The sequence below is a fragment of the Flavobacterium sp. PL12 genome (assembly GCF_039123485.1).
GTDB classification, from domain to species: Bacteria; Bacteroidota; Bacteroidia; order Flavobacteriales; family Flavobacteriaceae; genus Flavobacterium; species Flavobacterium weaverense.
The window spans coordinates 88,090-110,769 of record NZ_JBANDI010000011.1 but is presented as its reverse complement, the minus strand read 5'-3'; the positions used below and the strand labels follow the sequence as shown (position 1 = coordinate 110,769).

The window sequence follows — 22,680 nt, the reverse complement described above, 5'->3', positions numbered from 1 at the left end:
CAAGGCGGGTGCAAAAGTACAACCTCTTTTTAAATCTCACAAGGCTTTTTGAAAAGTTTTTAGAAAATAAATTTTCTCCGCTTTTCAAGTGATAAGTCGATCACTCCACTTCTCCTCCTGCTCAATCTGTCTAAGAACTTGCTCCCGCCGTGGCGGGGTGCAAATGTAATTACTTCTTTTATTTCTGCCAAATCTTTTTTCTAAAACTTTCGCCTTAATTTTGATTCGATTTCCATTAATTAAGTAAGAACGTCTGCGCTGTTGCGGGTGCAAAACTACAACGTTTATACCATTATACAAGCTTTTTTTATGAGTTTTTTTAAGATTTGTTCAAGATTGTTTTTAACTCACTGTAAATACGAACTTTGGCTCTATAGTTTTTTATCACGACTCTACTTTTACGGCAATAACAAGTAAGAGATGTAGATTAAACTAACCTATCACGAAGTATGATCGCGCTTTGAATGCAATTCTACATTGCTTTAGCGTGTTTACAATTCATCACTAAATTAAATATCTTTACACTTATGTTATACAGTATATATAGGAGAATTAAAAAGTCGTTATTTTAATTTTAGTCCGCGTTAGGGATAGCAGCGGATAGCCCACAGCAAAGTGAAGTGAAGCGGAACTTTGCGAGGACTTGAAGCGAATAGCCCGACCCTTTATAAAAAAGAGCCTATTACCATAAAAGGTAACAGGCTCTTTTTTAATGAAGGGTAACGCCCAAAAGAAAATCTAATCGAAACGGATTGCTTTTACAGGTGAAATCTTAGTGATTATATAAGAGGGGATTAGTAAAACTAAAAAGCAAATAGTTACGGTAAGTAAATTTAGCAAACCTATATAACCCCAGTTCAAATATACTGGCGCCTCGTTAACATAGTAATTTTCGGGATTTAACTTTATGAGTCCGAAATATTGCTGCACCAATAATAACGAGATTCCAATGAGATTTCCCCAGAAAAGACCTCTTACTATTAGATACAATGCATTGTAAAGAAATATTTTTCGAACAGACCAGTTCTCTGCGCCTAGAGCTTTCAATATTCCTATCATTTGCGTTCGCTCTAATATAAGAACGAGCAGTGCAACTACCATATTAATAGTAGCAACTAAAATCATTACAACCAGAATTACGATGATATTAAAGTCAAATAGCTCTAGCCACTCAAAAATATAGCTGTATTTTTCAATTATTGTTTTTGTATCGAGAGTTGAGGAAGTTTGTTGATATACTTTTTCACCTACTTCTTGTATCTGATCAAAGTCATCAACAAAGACTTCAAATGCTCCCACTTGGTCCGGACCCCATTTATTGATGCGTTGCAAGTGCCTGATATCGCCGATTACATAAGTAGCATCAAATTCTTGAAATCCTGAATTAAATATTCCAGTTATTTTAAATCGTCGACTGATAGGCAGTTTATTTTGCTCTTCCTTAATAAAGAACGTGTTGAAAGAGTCACCGACTTTCAGATTTAATCTATTTACAAGGAATTGAGAAATTACAACTTCTTGATTTAAATCCTGCGAAAAATCAGGCAGTTTTCCTGAAATCAAATATTCATTTATATTTTTCCACTGGTAATCCTTACCCACTCCTTTAAGAATTATTCCCTCGAAGGCAGTCTCTGTTCTTATAATCCCCGCTTTAGTCGCAATTGCCTGAACATGATTCACACCTTTGACAGAAGTGAACTTAGGATAAAAATTTTGTTTCTTAGAGATAGGAACTAGTGTAACTTCTGATAAGTTATTGTCGTAGTTTGAAATAATGATATGACCATTGAAGGCTGAAATCTTCTCACGGATTTTCTGTTGCAATCCAATACCAGTTGCTACAGAAACAATCATCATTATCATACCAATAGCAATAGCAGATATTGCAATTTTTATAATAGGCGCAGATATACTGCTTTTATAATCCTTAGCTGTAATTAGCCTTTTGGCAATAAAGTATTCTAAATTCAAGGTTTGATTTGTATCTGATTAAAATTAGGAGCGAAAATATAGCACTTTTGTCAAAAATACTGCTAAAACACGAACTACACTAATTGACGTAAAATAAAATTTATTAAGTTCTGCTTTTGATAGAAAGTAAAAGCTTTCAATGGAATTTTAAAGACGATTTATAATCCTATAAAGGAAGTTTCTTTTTCATTTCCTCAACTATATTGAAAGCCGCGGGACAGATTGCTAAGTTTTTCAAAGTAAGATCTGTAATTTGTTGAAACTTTTTTCTATCTGTGTGAGGGAACTCACGACATGCTTTTGGTCTTACGTCGTATATAAAACAAGCATTTTCATTATCTAAAAAAGAACAAGGTACAGATTGCAATACATAATCCTGATCTTCATCAATACGTAAATACTGCTCAATGAATTGCTGGGGTTTTTGTCGTAAATGTTTTGATACCCGTTCAATATCAGCAGAAGTAAATAATGGACCTGTTGTTTTACAACAATTAGCACATTTTAAACAATCCGTTTTTTTAAACTCAGCATCATGTAAATCTTGCATTATATAATCTAGATTCTTAGGCACCTTTTTTTTCAGCTTATCAAAATACTTTTTGTTTTCGATATGCTTATCTTTGGCTTCTTTAGGTAATTCGTTTAAAGTAGGTTTCAATTTTTTATATTAAAGTTGACGGTACAAAAGTAACGACTTCAAGTTCGAAAAATAAAATAATAACAAATAAAGAGGATAATATTGTTTCATTCCTCGAAATTAAAAGATGAAAGATCTATTTGGCAAAGCCATTCTCGACTATCAAACAAATAATTTTCCTGAAGACTTAATAACGGAGACTACAATTTCTGAAGAAGATGAGATGTCTGTGTCTTATCTATTTCGCTCATACGATGAGATGCCAATTTTAGAACAGAAGGCACTTCAATTATCAAAAGGAAAAATCCTAGACGTTGGATGTGGCGCAGGAAGTCATAGTTTGTATTTGCAAAACGAAAAAAACTTAGAAGTTTTAGCCATTGACATATCAGAATACGCTATTAATGCCTGTCAATTAAGAGGCATTAAAAATACGAAAGTGCAAAATATACTTGACTTAGACTCTAATGATTCAGCAAGTAAATATGATACAATCCTATTGTTAATGAATGGAACTGGGATATTTGGGACACTAAAAGATATGACAAAGTACTTACAGAAATTAAAAAGTCTCTTAAATCCACAAGGCCAAATTTTAATTGATAGTTCAGACATCATCTATATGTTTGACGAAGATGAAGAAGGTGCATACTCAATTCCTGCAGAAGGTTATTATGGGGAATTGGAATTTACAGTAAGTTACAAGGGAGAAAAAGAAAATCCCTTTCCATGGCTTTATCTCGATTACAATACTATGCAAAATGCAGCTTTAGCTAATGGATTAAAATGTGAATTAATTCAAGAAGGTGAGCATTATGATTACTTGGCAAAAATCTCTATTTAAAGTACTTAAAAAGAAAAATATATTATACAAAAAAGCCCAAATTTAGAATTTGGGCTCTTATGTAAACTGTATTTACTATTTCATGTACTTCATCATCATACCTTGTAATCCCGCTCCCCATTCTTGGCCCGCAGCAGTAGATTTCTTATAAAGTTCTCCTGTAGAATTTGATATTTTCTTACCTAATGGTGAATTATAAAATTTGAGCATTTCTTTAATATCATCCTGAGTATAGGTCTCCATATAAATCACGGCTAGTTTTTCATACAAAGAAGGTAAACTTGCGTCAAAATCTTTAGAGAACTCAATCTTATTCGCTTCTGGAATATTTTGCATAATTTGCTCCTTTGCCATTTGCATTGGACCAGCGGCGCCAGATATCTCAATTACTTTTAAAGCATCAGCTTTGAAAGAATCCTGGGCTGTTGCAATATTTGCTACAAACATAAATGCTGCTGCTATTACTATTTTTTTCATTTGGTTTGATTTTAGAAGTCCAAATATAAACTTTTCTAAGGAATATTAAGATATTTATGTGTCTGCAATGAAACTCTCCACTTCGGATTTTTCATTACGTAGTCAACTATTAACGGTGTCATTTCGTCATTCTTACTCCACTCTGGTTGCAGAAATAATATTGCATTTGGATTCACTTTTTCTGCTTGTTCCTCTGCAAAGATAAAATCATGCTTATTATGGATAATTACTTTTAGCTCATGTGCATTATCATAAACCGTATCTGTAGGTAACTTATTTTTCTTTGGCGAAAGACAAATCCAATCCCATGTACCAGATAGCGAATACGCTCCTGAAGTTTCGATATGGACATTTAAATTTTTATCCTTTAGTTTTTGTGTGAGCAATGTCATATCCCACATTAATGGCTCTCCACCCGTAATAACTATAGTTTTCGAATATTTATTAGCATTTGCTACTATTAAATCGATTCCCGTAGGAGGATGTAATTCTGCATTCCAACTTTCTTTGACATCACACCAATGGCAACCCACATCGCAACCACCTATTCTTATAAAATATGCTGCTGTTCCTGTATGGAATCCTTCTCCTTGAATGGTATAAAATTCTTCCATCAAAGGCAACATCATTCCTTTATTTACTTCTAACTGTACTTCTTTTGATAACATTTATTTAATTTAAAGTGCAAAGATAGTTAATTTGAAAAGGAGTCAATTTGAAATTAACTCGGAATATAATAAACTTTAAAAACCTTAATTTAATAACTCATAGGCTTAATACAAACAATCGAAGAAGAAATATATACTTGAGTACTCAATATCAGCCACAAAAAAACCGATGGCTTGATAACCATCGGTTTAGTAATTGCAAAAAACTTAATTTTTGTTATTTAAGAATTTTAATAGAATCCGCAGCATAACTATTCTCTGGATCTAATGCTAATGTTTTTTTGAAGTACTCGATTGCTTTTGCCTTATCAGTATTAGCAAAACTAGCTGCCATATTATTATAACATTCTACAATTTTAGTTTTGATAGCCGGCTTAGCTAACTCTTCTGCTCCTAACTCAGTAGTTTTCGCTACATAATCCTCATAGTTCTTAACCATTAAATCATCTTTTTCAAGTAATCTATTTGTTCTAGCTTTATAAAGATATGCCTCAAGGTAAGTTGGTGAAGCAACTAAAACTTTATCAAAAGCAGCATCAGCTTTTTGCAATGCTACAGCATCAACTTGAACGCCTTTTGCTTTATTTATGTTTGCATAATATATCGCTAAACCATAGTACACATTATCATCTAAGTAACTTGTAGATTCGGCGGTATTAGCTCCAAATTCAAATATTGCTGCAGTTTCACTATATAGTTTTTGTCCAAACAATTTTTTACCTACTTCACTTAATTCTTGAACTGCTAAGGGTTCCATCTCAATTGATTTCTTAATATCGACCATCCCTGCTTCAAAAGCAGCTGGTTCAATAGTAAGTTCATCCGCACTTGTTCCTTTTTTGATTTTTGTCAAACCTAAGTACAAGTAATCTAATGCAATTGCTTTATTTCCTGGTGCTGTGATAAAGTTCTTTAAAGATTTAATAGCAACATCAACGTTTCCATTTTTGTACGCAGCATATCCTAAATACCTATAAATTCTAGGATTAACTTTGTCTAATTCAATCATTTTATTTGCTTCAGCTTCAAGTGCAACATAATCTTCAATTAAGATTAAAAAATCTGCACGACGCATTCTTGAATGGATTGAATAATCTGTTAGTGACATATATTTATCATAATGTCCCATTGCAATTTTATAATTAGCTGCAGCTTGAGATGGCTTGTTACGCGCTATTTTATAATACGTTTCAGCAAGCTCTCTATAAACTGGTCCATAATTAGGATTTAAAGCAATTACTTCATTGTATGCTTTTAAAGCTTCATCATAAGATTTTGCTCCTTTTAATAAAACACCTAATTGCATTTTAGCTCTCAATAAAGTATTATCAGCTTGAAAAGCATTTCTGTAAGCTACATACGCTTCGTTTTGTTTAGAGTCACCATAATAAGCATCACCTAAAGCTAATTGAAGTTGTGCATCTTGAGCATTATATGCTACACCTTTATTTAAAGTAGTAATTGCAGTTTTATAATCTGGTTTATCAGCATTCATGTAAGCTCTCGCAACATAGATATATTCTTGAAAGTCTTTTTTTCTCATATCTTTTGTTGCCATTGCAAATTTAGACTGAGCAGAAGTAAGATCGCTTTTATCTAAATCCATCTGACCTAAACCTATGTAATTCAACTTACCTTCATCAGAAGCAGTCAATCCTCTGTCAAAATAAATCTTAGCTGAATCCTGCACATTTTGTGTTAAATATACATTCCCTAATGTAAAAAACGCTGCACCATTAGAAGGTTTATCTTTTATGATAGACTTTAACATTGTTTTTGCAGTCTCGAACTGCTCAGCATCAATTGCTTTTTTAGCTTGATTGATGTCTTGCGCTTGGATTGTAAAAGTTGAAGCTAATATCGCAACACTAAAAGTTGTAAATTTATTCATGTTCATTATAGTTGATTTATTTTTCATCATTAATTGATTTTGTCTTTATCGTAATTTTTCGTCCAGGCATCCTAATTGGTAGTAAACCTGATTTTAAAATTATTCTTTGTCCAATATCTCCAGCCACAAATGAGGCGAACCCCATTCCTAAACCTGAATAACCTTGACAGTTTATTATATACAAATCACGTGCCAAAGGGTATTTTTTTTCTGCAATATCGTTTTGTGAAGGAAGATACGATTTATCGTCAGTAACACCAACCACTCGTAATATAGTAACATTTTGAATGTTTTTGTCCGTCGCAGCTGAAGGTTGTGACAACCAATTAACACCAACTACACCAATCATATTATTATTCTCAGAAACATATTTTATCACTTCATCATTAGTTTTAAAAGAGAAAACTCCTTTTTGAGGAACTGCACTAACAGCAGCTAATTCTTTCATATAACGAACAGTACTAGAATTCAAATTATCAAAAACTAGACCTTTAATATTCGCAACGTCTTTTCCTTGCATAAAGCTTATTACATCTTTTAAGGCAATAATAGAATCCTTAGCATTACTTTTGGATATAAATGCTATCGCATCAGTAGCTATGGGAGTTACTTTCGGATTAATTTTACGTTGTTGAAAAATCTTGAGTTCTTCAGCAGTTAAATTTCTTGCTAGAATTGCAATACTGGCTTTTTCGTTAAACAGAGAATTAAGAGTTTCTGCTTCGGACTTTGAAACTAATTTTATATTAGCGTCATAGTTGTTTTCGAAAATTGCAACTTGATCTTCAATGATCGGAGCCAAAGTTTCATCAACATAAATCGTTGCTGATCCTTTTATAACGGTTTCCTGATTTTTGGATTTGTTCTTTTGATTACAAGCCGTAAATATTACAATTAGTATTAAAACAGCAAAATACGAAAGTTTACCAAAATTCTTCATTATCTAAGTGTTTGTGTCGTTAATTATTCTAAAAAACCTAAAAGAGGCATAAGCAATAAGTATTACTCCAAAAGCTATTCTATAAGGTAAACTCATATCGAGCGGAAAATTGTCCATAAATATAATGAATAATCCTAAAACCAAATAGAGCAGAAAAAACAAAATTCCTAAAACAAGAAGAAATCGCTCTTTAAGCGATTTCTTCTTAATATTATCTAGTATGTTATCTAACATTAGTCTGCAGATTGAATCGTAATAGGTAGTGAATAAAGTACTCTAACCTTTTTACCGTTTTGCTCACCTGGTGTCCATTTTGGACATTTCTTCAGAACACGGATAGCTTCTTTTCCAGTTCCGTAACCGATATCTCTAATTACTTTAATATCTGTTAATGAACCGTCTTTTTCAACTACAAAAGTTACATATACTTTTCCTTTTAAACCTTCTTCCTCTGGAGTCTGATAGTTGTTACCTACAAATTTGTAGAACTTATCAATTCCACCTGGAAAATCAGGTTTAACCTCAATACCTGCTGTATTATAAATTTGGTTATCTACCTCTTCTACAACAGCTGCAGTACCTGTTCCAACTGGTTGAACAGTTAAAACCGCATCAGGATCACCTTTGATAGTTTCAGCTCCAATTTTTTTATCTTTTACTTCGATAATTTTTGGCGGTTCTTCTGTTACCTCATTTGCTTTTGCCACAACTGGCTTAACAAACTTTACCTGATCCACTTTTGGTGGTGGTGGTGGTGGTGGTGGAACGTTCAATTTTGGCTCCTCTTTCTTTGGAGGTAGTTTTATCGCAGTGATCTTGATATCTCTATCAATTTCTACTTCTTCGTTTTGAGGCAACATGTTTATGATTAGAGGAGCAGCAACAGCAACACTAAATACAATAGCTCCAATGATAAGGGCTTTTATAGTAGTTTTTCTGTTTGTCTGTCTCAACTCATAAGCACCGTAAGATTTGTTACGTCCTTCGAATACGATATCAAGCCATTGGTTTTTTAATATGTCTAATTTCATTTTTCTTAATTATTAGGTTATTGGGGAATTAAGATTACTCTTTTTTTCCTTCTAACAATTTCTGTTCTTCTGGAGAAAATTCTGGAACGATAGCGTAGTTACCAAAATCTCCAACCCCAACAATTGCCATTTCATCAAGTATGTCAATCAAATTTTTATAGTTTGATTTCTTACTTGGTTTGATAATTACAATAAGTCCGTTTTTCGGTTTACCTAAAGCTGCGGAATATGCCAAAACAGACTTCTGTCTAGACAACAATTCTTTACGAATACCATCTCTTCCAAAAGCCAAATCTTTAGGCCCTCCAATTGGAGTAGCCAATAGACCCACATAATAAACTAACTTATTATCCGCACCTAACAAAATTGTCATTGTACGGTTTTCGTCAACTTTCATATCCACATTATCTTTTGTGGGATCTTTATCTGGCAACCCCAAGCTCATCGATTGAGGTTTTGACAAGGTCGTGGTTAGCATGAAAAATGTTATTAATAAGAAAGCCAAATCCACCATGGCAGTTAAATCAACTTTTGCATTTAATTTTTGACTTCTTACTTTACCACCTTTTTTGCCTCCACCGTCGCCGGTATTTAATTCAGCCATTTTAGTGTGTTTTTTTTATTAAAAATCTTTTCCTCTTAAACCAGTAACTAAACTAAAGCTATTGATTTTTTGCTCTTGTAAAATATCCATCACTCTTTTAATGGCTGGATATTCTTCTTTTGCGTCACCTTTTATAGCAACTTGCAATTCTTTATCGTTAATTTCGATATTTGCAATACGAGCGTTATATACCCATTCTTTCAATTGATTATCAAGTGAATCAGCTGGAATACCAGGTTGCCCTGCTTTACTTCTATCAGCCGCTTTCATTTCAATAATCTGCTTTAGATTTAGAATTGGCACACCAAAATCATCCATTCTTGAAAACGTACTCTTGTCGTCATCAGTAAAAGTTACGCCGTATTTCTCCGCCATTAACTCTAACGTTCTAACACGAACTTCTTTCCCTTTCAAATCGAAGAATATCTTTCCTTTACCTACAGTTAATGTAGCTAAATCAGTTTCAGGCAATTTAGTCTGAACTGTTGAAGAAGGAGTATCTACAGGCAAAGCTTCAGGAATCTTAGCTGTTGAAGTCATTACAAAGAATGTAAGCAAAAGGAATGCTACATCACACATTGCTGTCATATCTGTAGAGCCCGGATTTTTATTTATTTTTATTTTAGCCATTCTTTTTTTATTTTTTATTTGATATAAATATCAACATAATTATTGCTTCAAACTACCTCTGAATCTTCTGTAAGTACTTACAATTGATACAGCAGCCTCATCGATAGAGTATGTTAAATCATCAATTTTAGATGTAAAGAAGTTATAAGAGATAATCGCTACAGCTGAAGTACCAATACCTGTTGCAGTATTAATAAGTGCTTCAGAAATACCACTTGCAAGAGCAGCTTGATCCGGAGTTCCAGCAGATGCTAATGCACCAAACGCTTTAATCATACCTGATACTGTTCCTAACAAACCAATAAGTGTACCTAAAGAAACTAAAGACGAAATAATTGTCATGTTCTTTTGTAACATTGGCATTTCTAGAGAAGTAGCTTCTTCAATTTCTTTGTGAATAGTTTCTGATGCTTCTTCACTATTGAATCCTTCTTTTTTAACTTCTTGATATTTAATTAACGCTGATTTAATTGCATTTGCAACTGATCCTTGTTGTTTGTCACAAGATTCGATAGCTTCTTCAATTTGACCCGCCTTGATACTTGCTTGTATCTTAGTCATAAAAGTATCTAGTTTAGTTTTACCAGCTGCTTTAGATATAACTGCATATCTTTCGATAGAAAAAACAAGAACCATTAATAACATTCCTAATAATATTGGCACAATCGCACCTCCATGATAAACTTGACCTAAAGTATTCAATGGATGTCCAGTTTCTGGATTTCCACCTTCAAAATTCGCTGGAGCTCCCATTACAAATTTCCAAATCAATACCCCAACTAATACACAAGCAACAATAATGATTCCTGAAACCATTCCTCCACCGTTTGTGCTTTTTTCTTTTTTAACGTTTGCCATTTTTTTTAATTTTAATAGTTTTAAATAAATTCTCTTAGTTATATTAAACTTGTAGTGGAGCAAATTTATATTTTTAGTTCAAATAAAAAAACTTTTTTTTATTTTATTGTAATTAAATTTATTTTAAAAACGTTTTTGACTGTTTCTAGATTGCATTTATATCAATATATGCAGAGAAATCAACCATTTCACCAAAAATAATGTAATTTTTTGTGAATAAAATGTATGAATTTTCAATAACAACCACTTAAGTAAGTAAAGTATTAATTTGCGATATTAACAGTATAAAAGCAGGAAAACTGCAGTATGCACTAAAATTGTTACTTTTAAAAAAATATAATAACTTGCGTTTGATTTAAATAAATTGATTATGAGTATAAAAGAGGATTTTGTTAAACATATTTCAGAAGGATACAATTTTAAAGGCGAGAGCATTATTTTAGGTGGCGCTATATTAGATGGTGAAGCTTTGCAAGATGCTCACGTAAAAGTTCCGTTGAAAACATTGAATCGTCACGGGTTAATTGCAGGGGCTACAGGTACAGGAAAAACAAAAACAATTCAAGTTCTGTCTGAACAATTATCCAGTTTTGGAATACCCGTTTTAATGATGGATATCAAAGGTGATTTTAGTGGTATTGCAAAAGAAGGTGAAGAAAAACCTTTTATAACTGATCGCCATGAAAAGATAAACATTCCCTATACGACAGCAAAATTCCCTGTTGAGCTATTAACACTTTCAGAACAAAATGGTGTTCGTTTGCGTGCTACAATTTCAGAATTTGGACCCGTATTGTTTTCCCGAATTTTAAACTTAAACGACACACAATCAGGAGTAATTTCTGTTATATTTAAATACTGTGACGATAACCAAATGCCTCTTTTAGATTTAAAAGACATTAAAAAAGTAATTAATTATATTACCGAAGAAGGCAAGAGCGAAATTGAACAGCATTACGGAAAAATATCTACCTCTACTACAGGAACGATTTTGCGAAAAATTATTGAACTTGAACAGCAAGGTGCCGATTTGTTTTTTGGTGAAATGTCTTTTGATATTGATGACTTAATGCGAATTGATAAAACTGGTAAAGGCTATGTGAGTATTATAAGGCTGACTGACATTCAAGATAAACCAAAGTTGTTCTCGACTTTTATGCTAAGTTTATTAGCTGAAATTTACCAACAAATGCCAGAAAAAGGAGATTCTGACCAACCAGAATTAGTGATTTTTATTGATGAAGCGCATTTAATTTTCAACGAAGCAAGTAAAGTTTTATTGGAACAAATTGAAACAATAGTCAAGCTAATACGCTCTAAAGGAATTGGAATTTATTTTATTACACAAAATCCAATGGATATTCCAAGTGGCGTTTTGGCACAATTAGGTTTAAAAATCCAACATGCTTTAAGAGCTTTTACAGCTAACGATAGAAAAGCAATCAAACAAACTGCAGATAACTACCCTACTTCAAGCTATTATAAAACCGACGAGGTATTAACAAGTCTAGGGATAGGAGAAGCGCTAGTTACAGCACTGAACGAAAAAGGAATCCCAACACCTCTCGCGGCTACGATGATGCGTGCACCTATGAGTAGAATGGACGTTCTAACAGAAAGTGAAATTCAAGAAATTAATAGCGGCTCAAAACTAGTAAAAAAATACAGCGAGCTGATTGACCGTGAAAGTGCTTATGAAATGCTTAATAAAAAAATAGCGTCTGCGGAAGAAGTAGTAGTGGAGAAAAAGCAAGTAGAAAAAAAACAAACTCAGGAACCTAGTACAGCTGCAGTAGTAGGTAAAACAGTTTTAAAAGTTCTTACAAGCGCTACATTTATCAGAGGAGCGTTTGGAGTCTTAAATAAAATGTTTAAAAAATAAAATTCATAACCCCTTTTTAGAATTCCTTTAAAAAGGGATTTTTTCTACAAACAACTAGATATGAAAAAGTATTTTATTCAGAAATCACCTTTTGTTTTCCCTACCACTGATGGTAAATTAATCGAAGAGCATCATGGAAAAGTAGCAACTAATAATAATGACATTTCAATCGCGCATATGGTTGCACCTCCTCATTGGAAAGAACCATTCCAAACTCCTGAATTTGATGAATATACCTATATTATAAAAGGGAAAAAACAATTTATTATAGATGACGAAACGGTCATTTTAGAAGCCGGTCAATCCATCAAAATTAATAAAAACACAAGAGTACAATATTCAAATCCATTTGAAGAAATCTGTGAGTACATTGCTATTTGCACACCAGCATTTTCCATAGAAAAAGTTAATAGGGAGGACTAAAGATTATAAAAAACGGTATCTTTATCCTTATCAATAAAAAATGCATGAAAATTCAAAAAAAAATAATAATTATAGGAGCTGGATTCGCAGGATTGCGTTTAGCACAAGACTTAGAGAATAGTGACTTTGATGTATTGTTAATCGATAAAAACAATTATCATCAATTCCAACCTCTCATGTATCAAGTAGCTACGGCTAGACTTGAACCTGCTAGTATTTCATTTCCACTGCGAAAAGTTTTTCAGCATTCAAAAAATATACGAATAAGAATAGCAGATGTTCTGAGTGTTGATACAGAGAGTAAAACGCTTAAAACTTCTATAGCTGATTTTGATTACGATCATCTTGTTGTCGCATTTGGTTGTACGACAAACTATTTTGGAAACGCTGAAATTGAAAAATTTGCTTACCCAATGAAATCAGTTCCGGAGGCAATTCAATTACGAAATCACATCTTGCAAACTTTTGAAGATGCTTTAATGGCGCCTGAAGAAGATATGCAAGCTTTAATGAATTTTGTAGTTGTAGGAGGAGGACCAACGGGAGTAGAACTTGCAGGTGCTTTAGCTGAAATGAAAAAAAACATTCTTCCTAAAGATTACCCAGATAAAGATTTTTCAAAATTAACTATTTACTTGCTCGAAGGATCTCCCAATGTTTTAAATCCAATGAGCAGCGACTCCCAAAAAATGTCGCGAAAGTATCTTGAGGAATTAGGAGTGATTGTAAAAACTAGTTCGATAGTAAGTAAATATGATGGTAAAATTGTTACGCTACAAAGTGGCGAAATCATAGCATCAACCAACGTAGTTTGGGCAGCAGGAATTGTTGGACACATGTTACAAGGAATTCCAGCTGATTGCGTTACAAGGGGAAATCGCCTAATAGTTAATAGATTTAGCGAGATTGAAAACCTAAATAGCGTTTATGCCTTAGGCGATATTTCATTTATGACTACTCCAAAATATGCTAATGGACATCCACAAGTTGCAAGTGTTGCGATTGAACAAGCTAAAGTTTTAGCAGATAACTTTAAACGCAGTTTAAAAAACAAAACTAGAGTTGAATACGAATATCACGACAAAGGATCAATGGCAACCGTTGGGAAACGAAAAGCTGTAGTGGATTTACCTAAATTTAGTTTTCAAGGTAGATTGGCATGGTTTACATGGATGTTTATTCACTTGATGTTGATACTAAGCGTAAAAAACAAGTTGTCAATATTCATCAACTGGATGTTTAGCTATTTTAACAACGACAGTACATTAAGAGTAATATTAAAATCAGCAACAAAAGTAAAATAAAATGAAAAGGGCTCTAAATATTTAGCGCCCTTTTTCTATTTCAATAATTCAAGAATTTTATTTTCAACTTCTACTGAATCCCAAATTTGGTTTATATTATCCATTTTCAAAACTTTTTCCATTATCTCATTTTGATAATCGCCTATCGCTAAAGCTTCGGCATAAGGTCTATCACTAAAGGTTACTCTACTGTAAAGTGGAATCCATTTTTCTGGATATTTATCAGAAAATAATTTTTCGATTTTCTTCTGTAATAGGAAGTTTTCATCGGCAGTTTTAGAACTCATCTCTAAAAAATTACGATACGAAAGTTCCGCTATAGCATCTGCGTTTGGCTTACGGGACTTTTCATATTCTGAGAAAACAGTTTTCCAGTCGTCACCGTATTTTTCCATCATTTCATAAAGCACTGTTATATCTTCAAATCCTGCGTTCATACCTTGTCCGTAAAATGGAACAATAGCATGACTAGCATCGCCAATTAGCGCTACTTTATCTTTATAAGTCCATGGAAAGCATTTCATAGTCACCAATGTGCTTGTTGGATTATTGAAGAAATCTTCCGTCAACTTAGGAATTACATCTATCGTATCTGGTAGATTTTTTTCGAAAAAAGCTTCAACTGATGGAATATCGTTTAATGATTGGAAGGAATTCTCACCTTCAAAAGGCATAAACAAAGTACAAGTAAAGCTGCCATCTAAATTAGGTAAAGCGATAAGCATGTACTCGCCTCTTGGCCAAATATGAAAAGAATTTTTATCTAATTTGTGTGTTCCATCTGCATTTGCAGGAATGTTTAATTCTTTGTAACCTATAGGTAGGAATTCTTGAGAATAATCAAACATGCTTTGACGTTGCATGCGATGACGAATCCTTGAAAAAGCACCATCTGCACCAAATACAAGATCGTATTTTTTATCTTCCCAAACACCACGTTCCGTTTCACCACTATGAAGTGTTGCATCGTCTAATGAAACATCCCAAATTTTTTGTTCGAAAAAGAATTTAGCTCCTGCGGCTTCCGCCAAATCAATCATTTTCCTATTCAATATTCCTCTAGAGATTGAATAAATCGATTCTCCTTCTTGTCCGTAATTTTGAAAATTAAGTTTATCAACAAGATGAATAGCTCGTTTATCCATTGGAATTGCAATCTCACGTATTACATCGCCTATTTCAACTGCATCTAAAGCTTTCCAACCGCGATTAGACATTGCTAAATTAATCGAGCGACCAGAAAATTGTATTTTTCTAATATCGGGGCTGCGATCATAAACATGAACTTGATGTCCAGCTTTACGGAGATAAATAGCGAGTAAAGAACCGACAAGACCAGAACCTACTACCGCTATTTTTTTTATATTTTGCATTAATTTACTTTAAATAGTTAAGCGCAATTACTAATTGACGCAGTTTGTAAAATTATTACTTTTTAGTGGGTTTAAAAACCAATTCTGTTGAAGTTCTTACAATTTCACCTTTGTTAAGCATCATTCGTCTGAATTTACCAGCGTTATATAGTTCAGCTTGATCGTTATAATGTGCACTCAATGGGTTTCCTGATTGTCCAGTGGGCAGTATACTCCAGCTATTTTCAATATCAGAGAAATCAACAACACGTCTAGTAGATGGGCCGCCTTTTACTTTATACTTTCCATCAGCTGTAAAATCAAAAAATAAATTATTGATCACTTCCATCGATCCTGAAACTTCGTAAGGTCCTACATTAAAAATTCGTCTTAAGGCAGCAACTTTTCCTAATGGATGTTCATGTTCTAAAGTATGTACTTTATTCCAAGTCCATTTCTCTATTTTATTTCCTAATTGTTTTTCTAGCGCAACAATTGACTCTTTAAATGATTTAGATATAATTTGACTTCTTGTTTCTTTACTTTCTTTTGTCCTTACATCATCCCACCAAAGCGAGTTTTCATTCTTAATCTGATTTGCAATTATTTGCTTAACAACATGAGTAGTCAAAAACTGTTTAAAATTCTCAGTTCCCAACTCGTCTTCAAATGTGTTTTTTTGATAATTATAAATTAATTTGTTATAAATTGTAGGAGCAACATCACTTAAGTTATTTGATCCTTTCCAATTTTTTAATATCATAAGTGCCTGCTTTTCATTTTCATTAAGTGATTCAGTGTCAATATTCGAAATTAAATTTTTAACTACTTTAGGCGCTACAGAAGATGTGTTGTCAAAAATCATTTTTCCAACTGAAGCCTTATCCCAATTTGATTTTGGTTTTAAGAGCTGGGTAATTCTTTTTGCGCGATCTTCAGGAAGATAATATCCCGGATAATTATAACCATCGATAGCCTCAGGTTGATTGTTAGCAGAATAAACGTAATTCCACGTTGGATTTTCTGCTGAAGGGTTTTTAGAGAAATCCAAGTATTCAACAATATCCTCTTTTCCGCTAGCGCCGTCTAGAACAAAATTAGTATTCACGCCTTCATTGTGTTTGTATAATTTTCCAGTAGCCCACCAAGCAACGTTACCAGTAGCGTCTCCGTACATAACGTTTAAACCAGGCGCAGCAATAAGAGAAACTCCTTTTTGAAAATCAGCAATACTTTTAGCGTGAGAAAGTGTGTAAACAGCCTCGAGAATAAGAATAGGTTGCTGAGTATAAATCCATGACATCGCGACCGGTTTATTTTTGTCTAATCCATCAATTAAGTCATTCATCACGGGTCCGTGTCGCGTGGATTTCACGTTCATAACGATATCAGTTGAATCCTTAACTTTTATAACTTTTTTACGAACCTCATATTTACTGAATCCCGTTGGAGTCTTGTAAGTGGTATTATCGTTTGGGTTCTGCTCTTCCTGGTACATGTCAACATCATCATTTTCAAACATTGTTAGACCGTAAGCATATTCTCTATTGTGTCCTAGCAAAGGAAATGGTGTTCCCGCTAAATAAGATCCATACAATTCAAAATCAGGTGTTACGATATGTGCTTCGTACCAAGTTCCAGGTTGTGAAAAACCAATATGAGGATCATTAGCAAAAATCACTTTTCCATTTTTAGTTTTCTTAGGAGCAATCACCCAGCTATTACTTCCTATAAATGGTGAAATAGGCGACTTTTCTAAAATCGAAGCAACTGCTTTTGAAATAGGAGTATATTGCTGCGACTTATCTTTTGCATTTCTAATCTTTGTGGTATTGAATGAACCGTCGATTCCAAAATCCTTGAGATAATCCATTCCATATTTATTTCGAATGTCGGTCATCAAAGGATCTGATTTTTGACCAATCGCAAAGCTGAAAGACATATACCCAAAAATATTATATACATCTTTTATAGTGAATTTTTCTTTTTTTACACCTAATATAGTAAATTCAATAGGCGTTTTTCCTTCCTCTAAATACTGATTAATTCCTTCTAAATAAGAAATTGTCATTTGGTACTCAGGACTTTTTTTATCTAAAGCTGCAATCGCTTTTGCCGAAGCTTCTTCAATTCCCAAACCAACGAAGAATTGATCATTTTTTAAAGTCACTGAACCAAGAATTTCTGAAAGTCTTCCTGATGCTATTCTTCGCATTAGTTCCATTTGCCATAATCTATCTTGCGCGTGAACGTAACCTAACGCAATCATTGCGTCATTAGAATTTGAGGCGTAAATATGAGGTACACCAAACTCATCAAAATAAACTTTAGTTTCTTTTTCAATCCTGCTTAGCTTCACCTCTCCTTCATATTTTGGCTTCAAATACAAGCCATAAATGAAAGCTGCAATAACAGAAATAACTACCAGCGACAGTACTGCGACAAGTATCTTTTTAAATATTTTCATCTGTAAATAAATTGAAAAACAAATATATAGGATTTTAAACTATTATGTTAAAATCATTAATAAGAAACAAAATTAAATAATTCTATGCAACGAGCTAAATTTTGTTTAATATATTTTATAATTAATTAAACAAAAAGTATATTTGCTTTAAATTACGTGAACTATGAAACACATTTCTAGAGATGATATTTCTCAAATGGAGAAAATCGAAAGATTAAACTTGATCAATTCTTGCACTGGATATAAATCAGCTAACCTTATAGCTACAAAATCAGTGGATGGAGATTCTAATGTTGCAATTTTCAGCAGTGTAACCCATCTTGGAAGCAATCCTGCAATGATTGGTTTTATTATGCGACCTACAACTGTTCCCCGCGATACCTATAAAAATATTAGAGAAACTGGTTTTTTTACTGTAAATCATATTACCGTTGACATGATTGAAGATGCGCATCATACCTCTGCTAATTATGATCTTGGAGTTTCTGAATTTGATAAAACAAACTTGGAAGAAGAATATAAGAATGAATTAAAAATTCCATTTGTTAAAGGTAGTCCCGTTCAATTGTATTGTAAATACTTAAATGAATATTACATTAAAGAGAACGATACAATTCACGTAATTGCTTCTATAGAACATTTATTTTTCAACGAAGAATTAGAACATAAAGATGGTTGGTTGCAAATAGATAAGGGAAATGTTGTGACTTTGAATGGACTTGACGGGTATTGTTTACCCAAGTTAATTGATCGCTTTCAATACGCTCGAAAAGAAATCACAACTACACCCTTTCCTAAAAAGTAAAAATGAAAAAACTGCGATTAATTCTTGGTGACCAACTGAATTTACAGCATTCTTGGCTGAAAGACATTGATAAAAATACTATTTACGTATTAGCTGAAATGCGTCAAGAATCTGATTACGTTAAACACCATATTCAAAAAGTTGTTGGGTTCTTTCTCTCGATGAGGAATTTTTACACAGCAATAACAGAATTAGGTCATCAAGCGACTTATTTTCATATAAATGATGTTGAAAATCCGCAGAATTTAGAAAAAATTATTTCTCTCCTTATCGAAAAACATAAGATTGAGAAATTTGAATATCAACTTCCAGATGAATATCGCTTAGATATTCAGTTAAAATCGATTTGCGAATCTTTAAATATTAAATCAGAAGCTTTCGATTCAGAACATTTTTATACTACAAGAACTGAACTCTCAGAATTCTACGAAGGCAAAAAGTTACTATTAATGGAAAACTTCTATCGTAACATGCGTAAAAAACACCATGTATTGATGGATGGATCAACACCAACGGGCAATCAATGGAATTATGATGCTGATAATCGAAAGAAGTATAAAGGTGAAGTTCCGGTTCCAAATGAGAAAAATTTTCACAAAGATGTTAAAGCAGTAGTTTCCGAAATTGAGAAAGCAGGAATAGTTACTTTTGGAAATATTGATTTAGAAAATTATAGTTGGCCTACTTCTCGAGAGCAATGTCTAGAAGTTCTTGATTACTTCTGCAGTAATTTACTTGAGCATTTTGGAGATTATGAGGACGCAATGCATACGGACGAAAAATTTCTTTTTCATTCGAGATTATCTTTTGCAATGAATACCAAGATGCTATCGCCAAAGGAAGTGATCGAAACCGTAATTAATTATTACTACAAGAACGAATCAACAATCTCAATTTCGCAAGTAGAAGGATTTGTGCGGCAAATTTTGGGTTGGCGAGAATACGTCCGTGGAATTTATTGGAAAGAAATGCCAAACTATGCTCATATGAATCGTTTGAACAACACCAATAAATTACCAGATTTTTTCTGGACTGGAAAAACTAAAATGAATTGCATGAGTCACGCTATTAACCAAAGTTTAAATGATGCTTACGCACACCACATCCAACGCTTAATGGTAATAGGAAATTTTACTTTATTGACTCAAATTCATCCTGACGAAGTAGATTCGTGGTATTTAGGAGTATATATTGACGCAATTGAATGGGTTGAAATGCCTAATACTAGAGGAATGTCACAATATGCTGATGGCGGAATTATTGCAACCAAGCCTTATGTATCATCTGGAAGTTACATTAATAAGATGAGTAATAATTGTAGTAAATGCCATTATAATGTTAAAGAGAAATTTGGCGACAAGGCCTGTCCTTTCAATACTTTATATTGGAACTTTTTAGATGAAAAAAGGTCCTATTTCAAAGGAAATCAGCGTATGGGAATGATGCTCAATTTATTGAATAAAATAGATCCTGAAGAACTTTACAAAATTAAAGTAAAAGCAAATTCAATAATCGAAGATATGGACTCATTTTAATTACAAATAGTTTTAAAAAAAAAGAGTGTTTAAATTCTCAACGAACTTAAACACTCTTTTTTTTATAAATTAGAATTTAATTTTTGTTCTTTCCGTCAATAATTGCTCCAGTCCCTGCACCAACTCCAGCTCCTGCAAGACCACCTATTATAGCACCTTGACCTTTTTTCTTACTGATAATTGCTCCAGTTGCAGCTCCTACTCCAGCACCTATCACAGCTCCTTTTGCAGTACTACTCCAACCTTTCTTTTTTGTAGTTGTAGTTGTTGTCGTAGTTGAAGCAGGCGCTTGCTGATTCACAACAATAACTTCTCTTTTACTTTCAACTTTAGCCTCTTCTACCTTAGCTTCTTCCATTTGAGCCATCTCAACCTGCATCGAATCAATCACTCTTTGTTTTTCTAAAACAACTTTCATTGAATCCACTGTAGCTTGTTTCACTGCCTGAACATCAGTTTTACCTTGATTTTGACAAGAAACGATAACTAAAGAAATTAGTATAAAATATAATGCTTTCATAATTTTAATTTTAATGATAAATAATACGGCAAAGGAAACACAAACCTCGTCTAGATCAGTTATACAATTATCCCTATTGCTTATATAATTATAACAATAACTTATATAATTAATGTCTCAACACTCTTGGCTCTTATAATAGTTGTTATTTTATAGATTAAAAGAATAGTAATTCAATATAATTTAGTTCACAAATACCTGATAAACAAGTAACTTATGAAGATCTTTAAAAAAATAGCATTGATAATAGGTAGTTTAATTGTGCTTATACTACTGCTGAACTTTGGGTTAAATTTTTGGCTTAATAGACAGTTACCTAAAATCATCAATGAAAAAAATAAGACCCCTTACAATATCACCTACAAAAATTTAAAAATTGACCTTCTCTCAAAAAATATTACAGCATCTGACGTTACGATTTCACCAAAAAGTAAATCACAAGATAGCTTAAAAAAGATAGGAATATATGCTACTATAGAATCTATTAAGGTACGAGAATTTAAAATATGGGATATTGTTTTTAGCGATAGAATTAAAGCCAATAGCATCGAAATTAACACTCCAGAAGTTTATCTCTACAAGAACACTCAAAATGCTATTAATAACTCTAAAAGTTTAGGTTCAGATGTTGTCAAGCCCTTCCAAGAAATTATTATGGTATCAAACATTAAATTAAACAAAGGAGCGCTTAAAATAATACATAATCAAAAAAATCAGTCAATTCTAGATCTAAAGAATCTGAATTTGCAAATAGATGGAATCGTTATCACTGACGACATTCTTAAAAATAAAATCCCCTTTCAGTATTCTAATTACCAACTTAATGCAGATAGTATTTATTATCGTGTGAGTGACGACTACCATCTAAGAGCAAAAGAGTTGCTTCTTAACACTAAAAGTTTAACTGTTAAGAATTTCAAATTAGATCCCGAGTACAGCAGAAAAGAATTTGTTAGCAAGTTAGAAAAGGAGAAAGATCTTTTTACTCTCAATTCAGACATTATTAAAGTTAATAAGATTGAATGGGGATTTAAAGACGACAAATTATTTTTTAATGCTAACTCAATTAAAATAAATCAATTAGCCGCTAACATTTACAGGAATAAACTTCCGGCTGATGATATGCGTAAAAAGCCATTGTATAGCAAATTACTTAGAGATATAAAGTTTCCTTTACGAATAGATACACTTGCAATACGTAACTCTCTTCTAGTTTATGAAGAAGAGCTGAGTTTTGACAAAGGTCCTGGAGTACTTAAATTCAAAGACTTTAATTTGACGGCAACCAATATACAAAGTGGTTACGGACTTAAAAAAAATGGTCATGTCAATATTGATATAGATTGTAAATTTATGAAAGACTCGCCTTTCAAGCTAAATTGGAACTTTAATGTACTGGACAAAAAAGACAATTTTACAATGAATGGTGTGGTTTCAAATTTAAATACGAACGATTTATACCGATTTACTAAACCTTATATCAATGCCACTACACAAGGGATATTTGATGAATTAAAATTCACGATAAAAGGAAATGATTTCAACTCTTATGAAAATGCATCTTTGAAATATCATGATTTAAAAGTGACTCTTTACAGAAAAGGCGCGCCCGAAAAAAAGAATAAAATTAAAAGTGCATTGGCTAATTTAATTTTGAAAAATGATTCGGATGGAGAAGTTGTAAAGACAACAGCTACAATTGAACGTGTTCCAGAAAAGTCATTTTTTAACTTTCTGTGGCTTAACGTTGCAGCTGTACTCAAACATATTTTGATATAATAAAAAAACTGATTTAGAAATAATTGCTATTTCTAAATCAGTTTTTTTATTAAATA

Annotated in this window: 21 protein-coding genes; 7 read left to right on the top strand and 14 right to left on the bottom strand. The window is 32.8% G+C overall.

Annotated features, from left to right (window positions below; translation table 11 throughout):
* Window positions 1-738: 738 nt before the first annotated feature.
* Together RCH19_RS07150 and RCH19_RS07145 are read right to left on the bottom strand one after the other, a co-directional pair.
* Window positions 739-1,974, bottom strand: a complete 1,236-nt coding sequence (locus RCH19_RS07150; RefSeq protein ID WP_343022638.1) for an FtsX-like permease family protein — start codon at window positions 1,972-1,974, stop codon at window positions 739-741.
* Window positions 1,975-2,140: 166 nt separating this feature from the next.
* A complete protein-coding gene (locus RCH19_RS07145; RefSeq protein ID WP_343022637.1) occupies window positions 2,141-2,635 on the bottom strand; it encodes a YkgJ family cysteine cluster protein in 495 nt (164 codons plus the stop codon).
* A 106-nt stretch (window positions 2,636-2,741) separates the two neighbouring features.
* Here RCH19_RS07145 and RCH19_RS07140 point away from each other — a divergent pair, with 106 nt between their 5' ends.
* Entirely contained in the window at window positions 2,742-3,458 is a 717-nt protein-coding gene (locus RCH19_RS07140) for a class I SAM-dependent methyltransferase (protein ID WP_343022636.1), read from the top strand.
* Between the two features lie 75 nt (window positions 3,459-3,533).
* On the opposite strand, the gene RCH19_RS07135 is transcribed toward RCH19_RS07140, so the two are convergent.
* From RCH19_RS07135 to RCH19_RS07095, 9 genes are all read right to left on the bottom strand, one after another.
* Window positions 3,534-3,935 (bottom strand): DUF2059 domain-containing protein, encoded by a 402-nt coding sequence (locus tag RCH19_RS07135; RefSeq protein ID WP_343022635.1) that lies wholly within the window; start codon window positions 3,933-3,935, stop codon window positions 3,534-3,536.
* Between the two features lie 35 nt (window positions 3,936-3,970).
* Window positions 3,971-4,603: a 7-carboxy-7-deazaguanine synthase QueE gene (locus RCH19_RS07130; RefSeq protein ID WP_343022634.1), complete on the bottom strand. Its 633-nt coding sequence runs from the start codon at window positions 4,601-4,603 to the stop codon at window positions 3,971-3,973.
* A 217-nt stretch (window positions 4,604-4,820) separates the two neighbouring features.
* Window positions 4,821-6,494, bottom strand: a complete 1,674-nt coding sequence (locus tag RCH19_RS07125) for a hypothetical protein (RefSeq protein WP_343022633.1) — start codon at window positions 6,492-6,494, stop codon at window positions 4,821-4,823.
* 16 nt (window positions 6,495-6,510) lie between these two features.
* Window positions 6,511-7,434 (bottom strand): substrate-binding domain-containing protein, encoded by a 924-nt coding sequence (locus RCH19_RS07120; RefSeq protein WP_343022632.1) that lies wholly within the window; start codon window positions 7,432-7,434, stop codon window positions 6,511-6,513.
* Window positions 7,435-7,437: 3 nt separating this feature from the next.
* Window positions 7,438-7,668 (bottom strand): hypothetical protein, encoded by a 231-nt coding sequence (locus RCH19_RS07115; RefSeq protein ID WP_121925078.1) that lies wholly within the window; start codon window positions 7,666-7,668, stop codon window positions 7,438-7,440.
* On the bottom strand, window positions 7,668-8,465 hold the full coding sequence (locus RCH19_RS07110) for an energy transducer TonB (protein ID WP_121925077.1): 798 nt from the start codon (window positions 8,463-8,465) through the stop codon (window positions 7,668-7,670). The genes RCH19_RS07115 and RCH19_RS07110 overlap by 1 nt, the downstream gene beginning before the upstream one ends.
* Before the next feature lie 34 nt (window positions 8,466-8,499).
* A complete protein-coding gene (locus RCH19_RS07105) occupies window positions 8,500-9,069 on the bottom strand; it encodes a biopolymer transporter ExbD (RefSeq protein WP_121925076.1) in 570 nt (189 codons plus the stop codon).
* Window positions 9,070-9,087: 18 nt separating this feature from the next.
* Window positions 9,088-9,699 (bottom strand): biopolymer transporter ExbD, encoded by a 612-nt coding sequence (locus RCH19_RS07100; protein WP_121925075.1) that lies wholly within the window; start codon window positions 9,697-9,699, stop codon window positions 9,088-9,090.
* A 39-nt stretch (window positions 9,700-9,738) separates the two neighbouring features.
* The gene (locus RCH19_RS07095; protein ID WP_121925074.1) at window positions 9,739-10,557 is read right to left on the bottom strand and encodes a MotA/TolQ/ExbB proton channel family protein; all 819 of its coding nucleotides are present in this window, start codon (window positions 10,555-10,557) and stop codon (window positions 9,739-9,741) included.
* Window positions 10,558-10,927: 370 nt separating this feature from the next.
* Between RCH19_RS07095 and RCH19_RS07090 the strand changes: the two genes are divergently transcribed.
* The 3 genes from RCH19_RS07090 to RCH19_RS07080 are packed head-to-tail and all read left to right on the top strand — an operon-like array spanning window position 10,928 to window position 14,166.
* Entirely contained in the window at window positions 10,928-12,439 is a 1,512-nt protein-coding gene (locus RCH19_RS07090; protein ID WP_343022631.1) for a helicase HerA-like domain-containing protein, read from the top strand.
* Window positions 12,440-12,499: 60 nt separating this feature from the next.
* The gene (locus tag RCH19_RS07085; RefSeq protein WP_343022630.1) at window positions 12,500-12,862 is read left to right on the top strand and encodes a cupin domain-containing protein; all 363 of its coding nucleotides are present in this window, start codon (window positions 12,500-12,502) and stop codon (window positions 12,860-12,862) included.
* A 44-nt stretch (window positions 12,863-12,906) separates the two neighbouring features.
* On the top strand, window positions 12,907-14,166 hold the full coding sequence (locus RCH19_RS07080; protein WP_343022629.1) for an NAD(P)/FAD-dependent oxidoreductase: 1,260 nt from the start codon (window positions 12,907-12,909) through the stop codon (window positions 14,164-14,166).
* 35 nt (window positions 14,167-14,201) lie between these two features.
* Here RCH19_RS07080 and RCH19_RS07075 read toward each other — a convergent pair whose 3' ends face one another.
* Both RCH19_RS07075 and RCH19_RS07070 read right to left on the bottom strand, forming a co-directional pair.
* Window positions 14,202-15,539, bottom strand: a complete 1,338-nt coding sequence (locus RCH19_RS07075) for an NAD(P)/FAD-dependent oxidoreductase (protein WP_343022628.1) — start codon at window positions 15,537-15,539, stop codon at window positions 14,202-14,204.
* Window positions 15,540-15,594: 55 nt separating this feature from the next.
* A complete protein-coding gene (locus RCH19_RS07070; RefSeq protein WP_343022627.1) occupies window positions 15,595-17,985 on the bottom strand; it encodes a penicillin acylase family protein in 2,391 nt (796 codons plus the stop codon).
* Window positions 17,986-18,148: 163 nt separating this feature from the next.
* On the opposite strand from RCH19_RS07070, the gene RCH19_RS07065 reads away from it, so the two are divergent.
* Both RCH19_RS07065 and RCH19_RS07060 read left to right on the top strand, forming a co-directional pair.
* On the top strand, window positions 18,149-18,790 hold the full coding sequence (locus tag RCH19_RS07065; RefSeq protein WP_343022626.1) for a flavin reductase: 642 nt from the start codon (window positions 18,149-18,151) through the stop codon (window positions 18,788-18,790).
* 2 nt (window positions 18,791-18,792) lie between these two features.
* Complete coding sequence (locus tag RCH19_RS07060; protein ID WP_343022625.1) at window positions 18,793-20,325, top strand: cryptochrome/photolyase family protein; 1,533 nt, start codon at window positions 18,793-18,795, stop codon at window positions 20,323-20,325.
* 76 nt (window positions 20,326-20,401) lie between these two features.
* Here the strand turns inward: RCH19_RS07060 and RCH19_RS07055 are convergent, their stop codons facing one another.
* Window positions 20,402-20,845 carry a YMGG-like glycine zipper-containing protein gene (locus RCH19_RS07055; protein WP_343022624.1) on the bottom strand — a complete coding sequence of 148 codons (444 nt, stop codon included), beginning with the start codon at window positions 20,843-20,845 and terminating at the stop codon, window positions 20,402-20,404.
* A gap of 216 nt (window positions 20,846-21,061) precedes the next feature.
* Between RCH19_RS07055 and RCH19_RS07050 the strand changes: the two genes are divergently transcribed.
* On the top strand, window positions 21,062-22,624 hold the full coding sequence (locus RCH19_RS07050) for a hypothetical protein (protein ID WP_343022623.1): 1,563 nt from the start codon (window positions 21,062-21,064) through the stop codon (window positions 22,622-22,624).
* The last annotated feature ends 56 nt before the right edge of the window (window positions 22,625-22,680 follow it).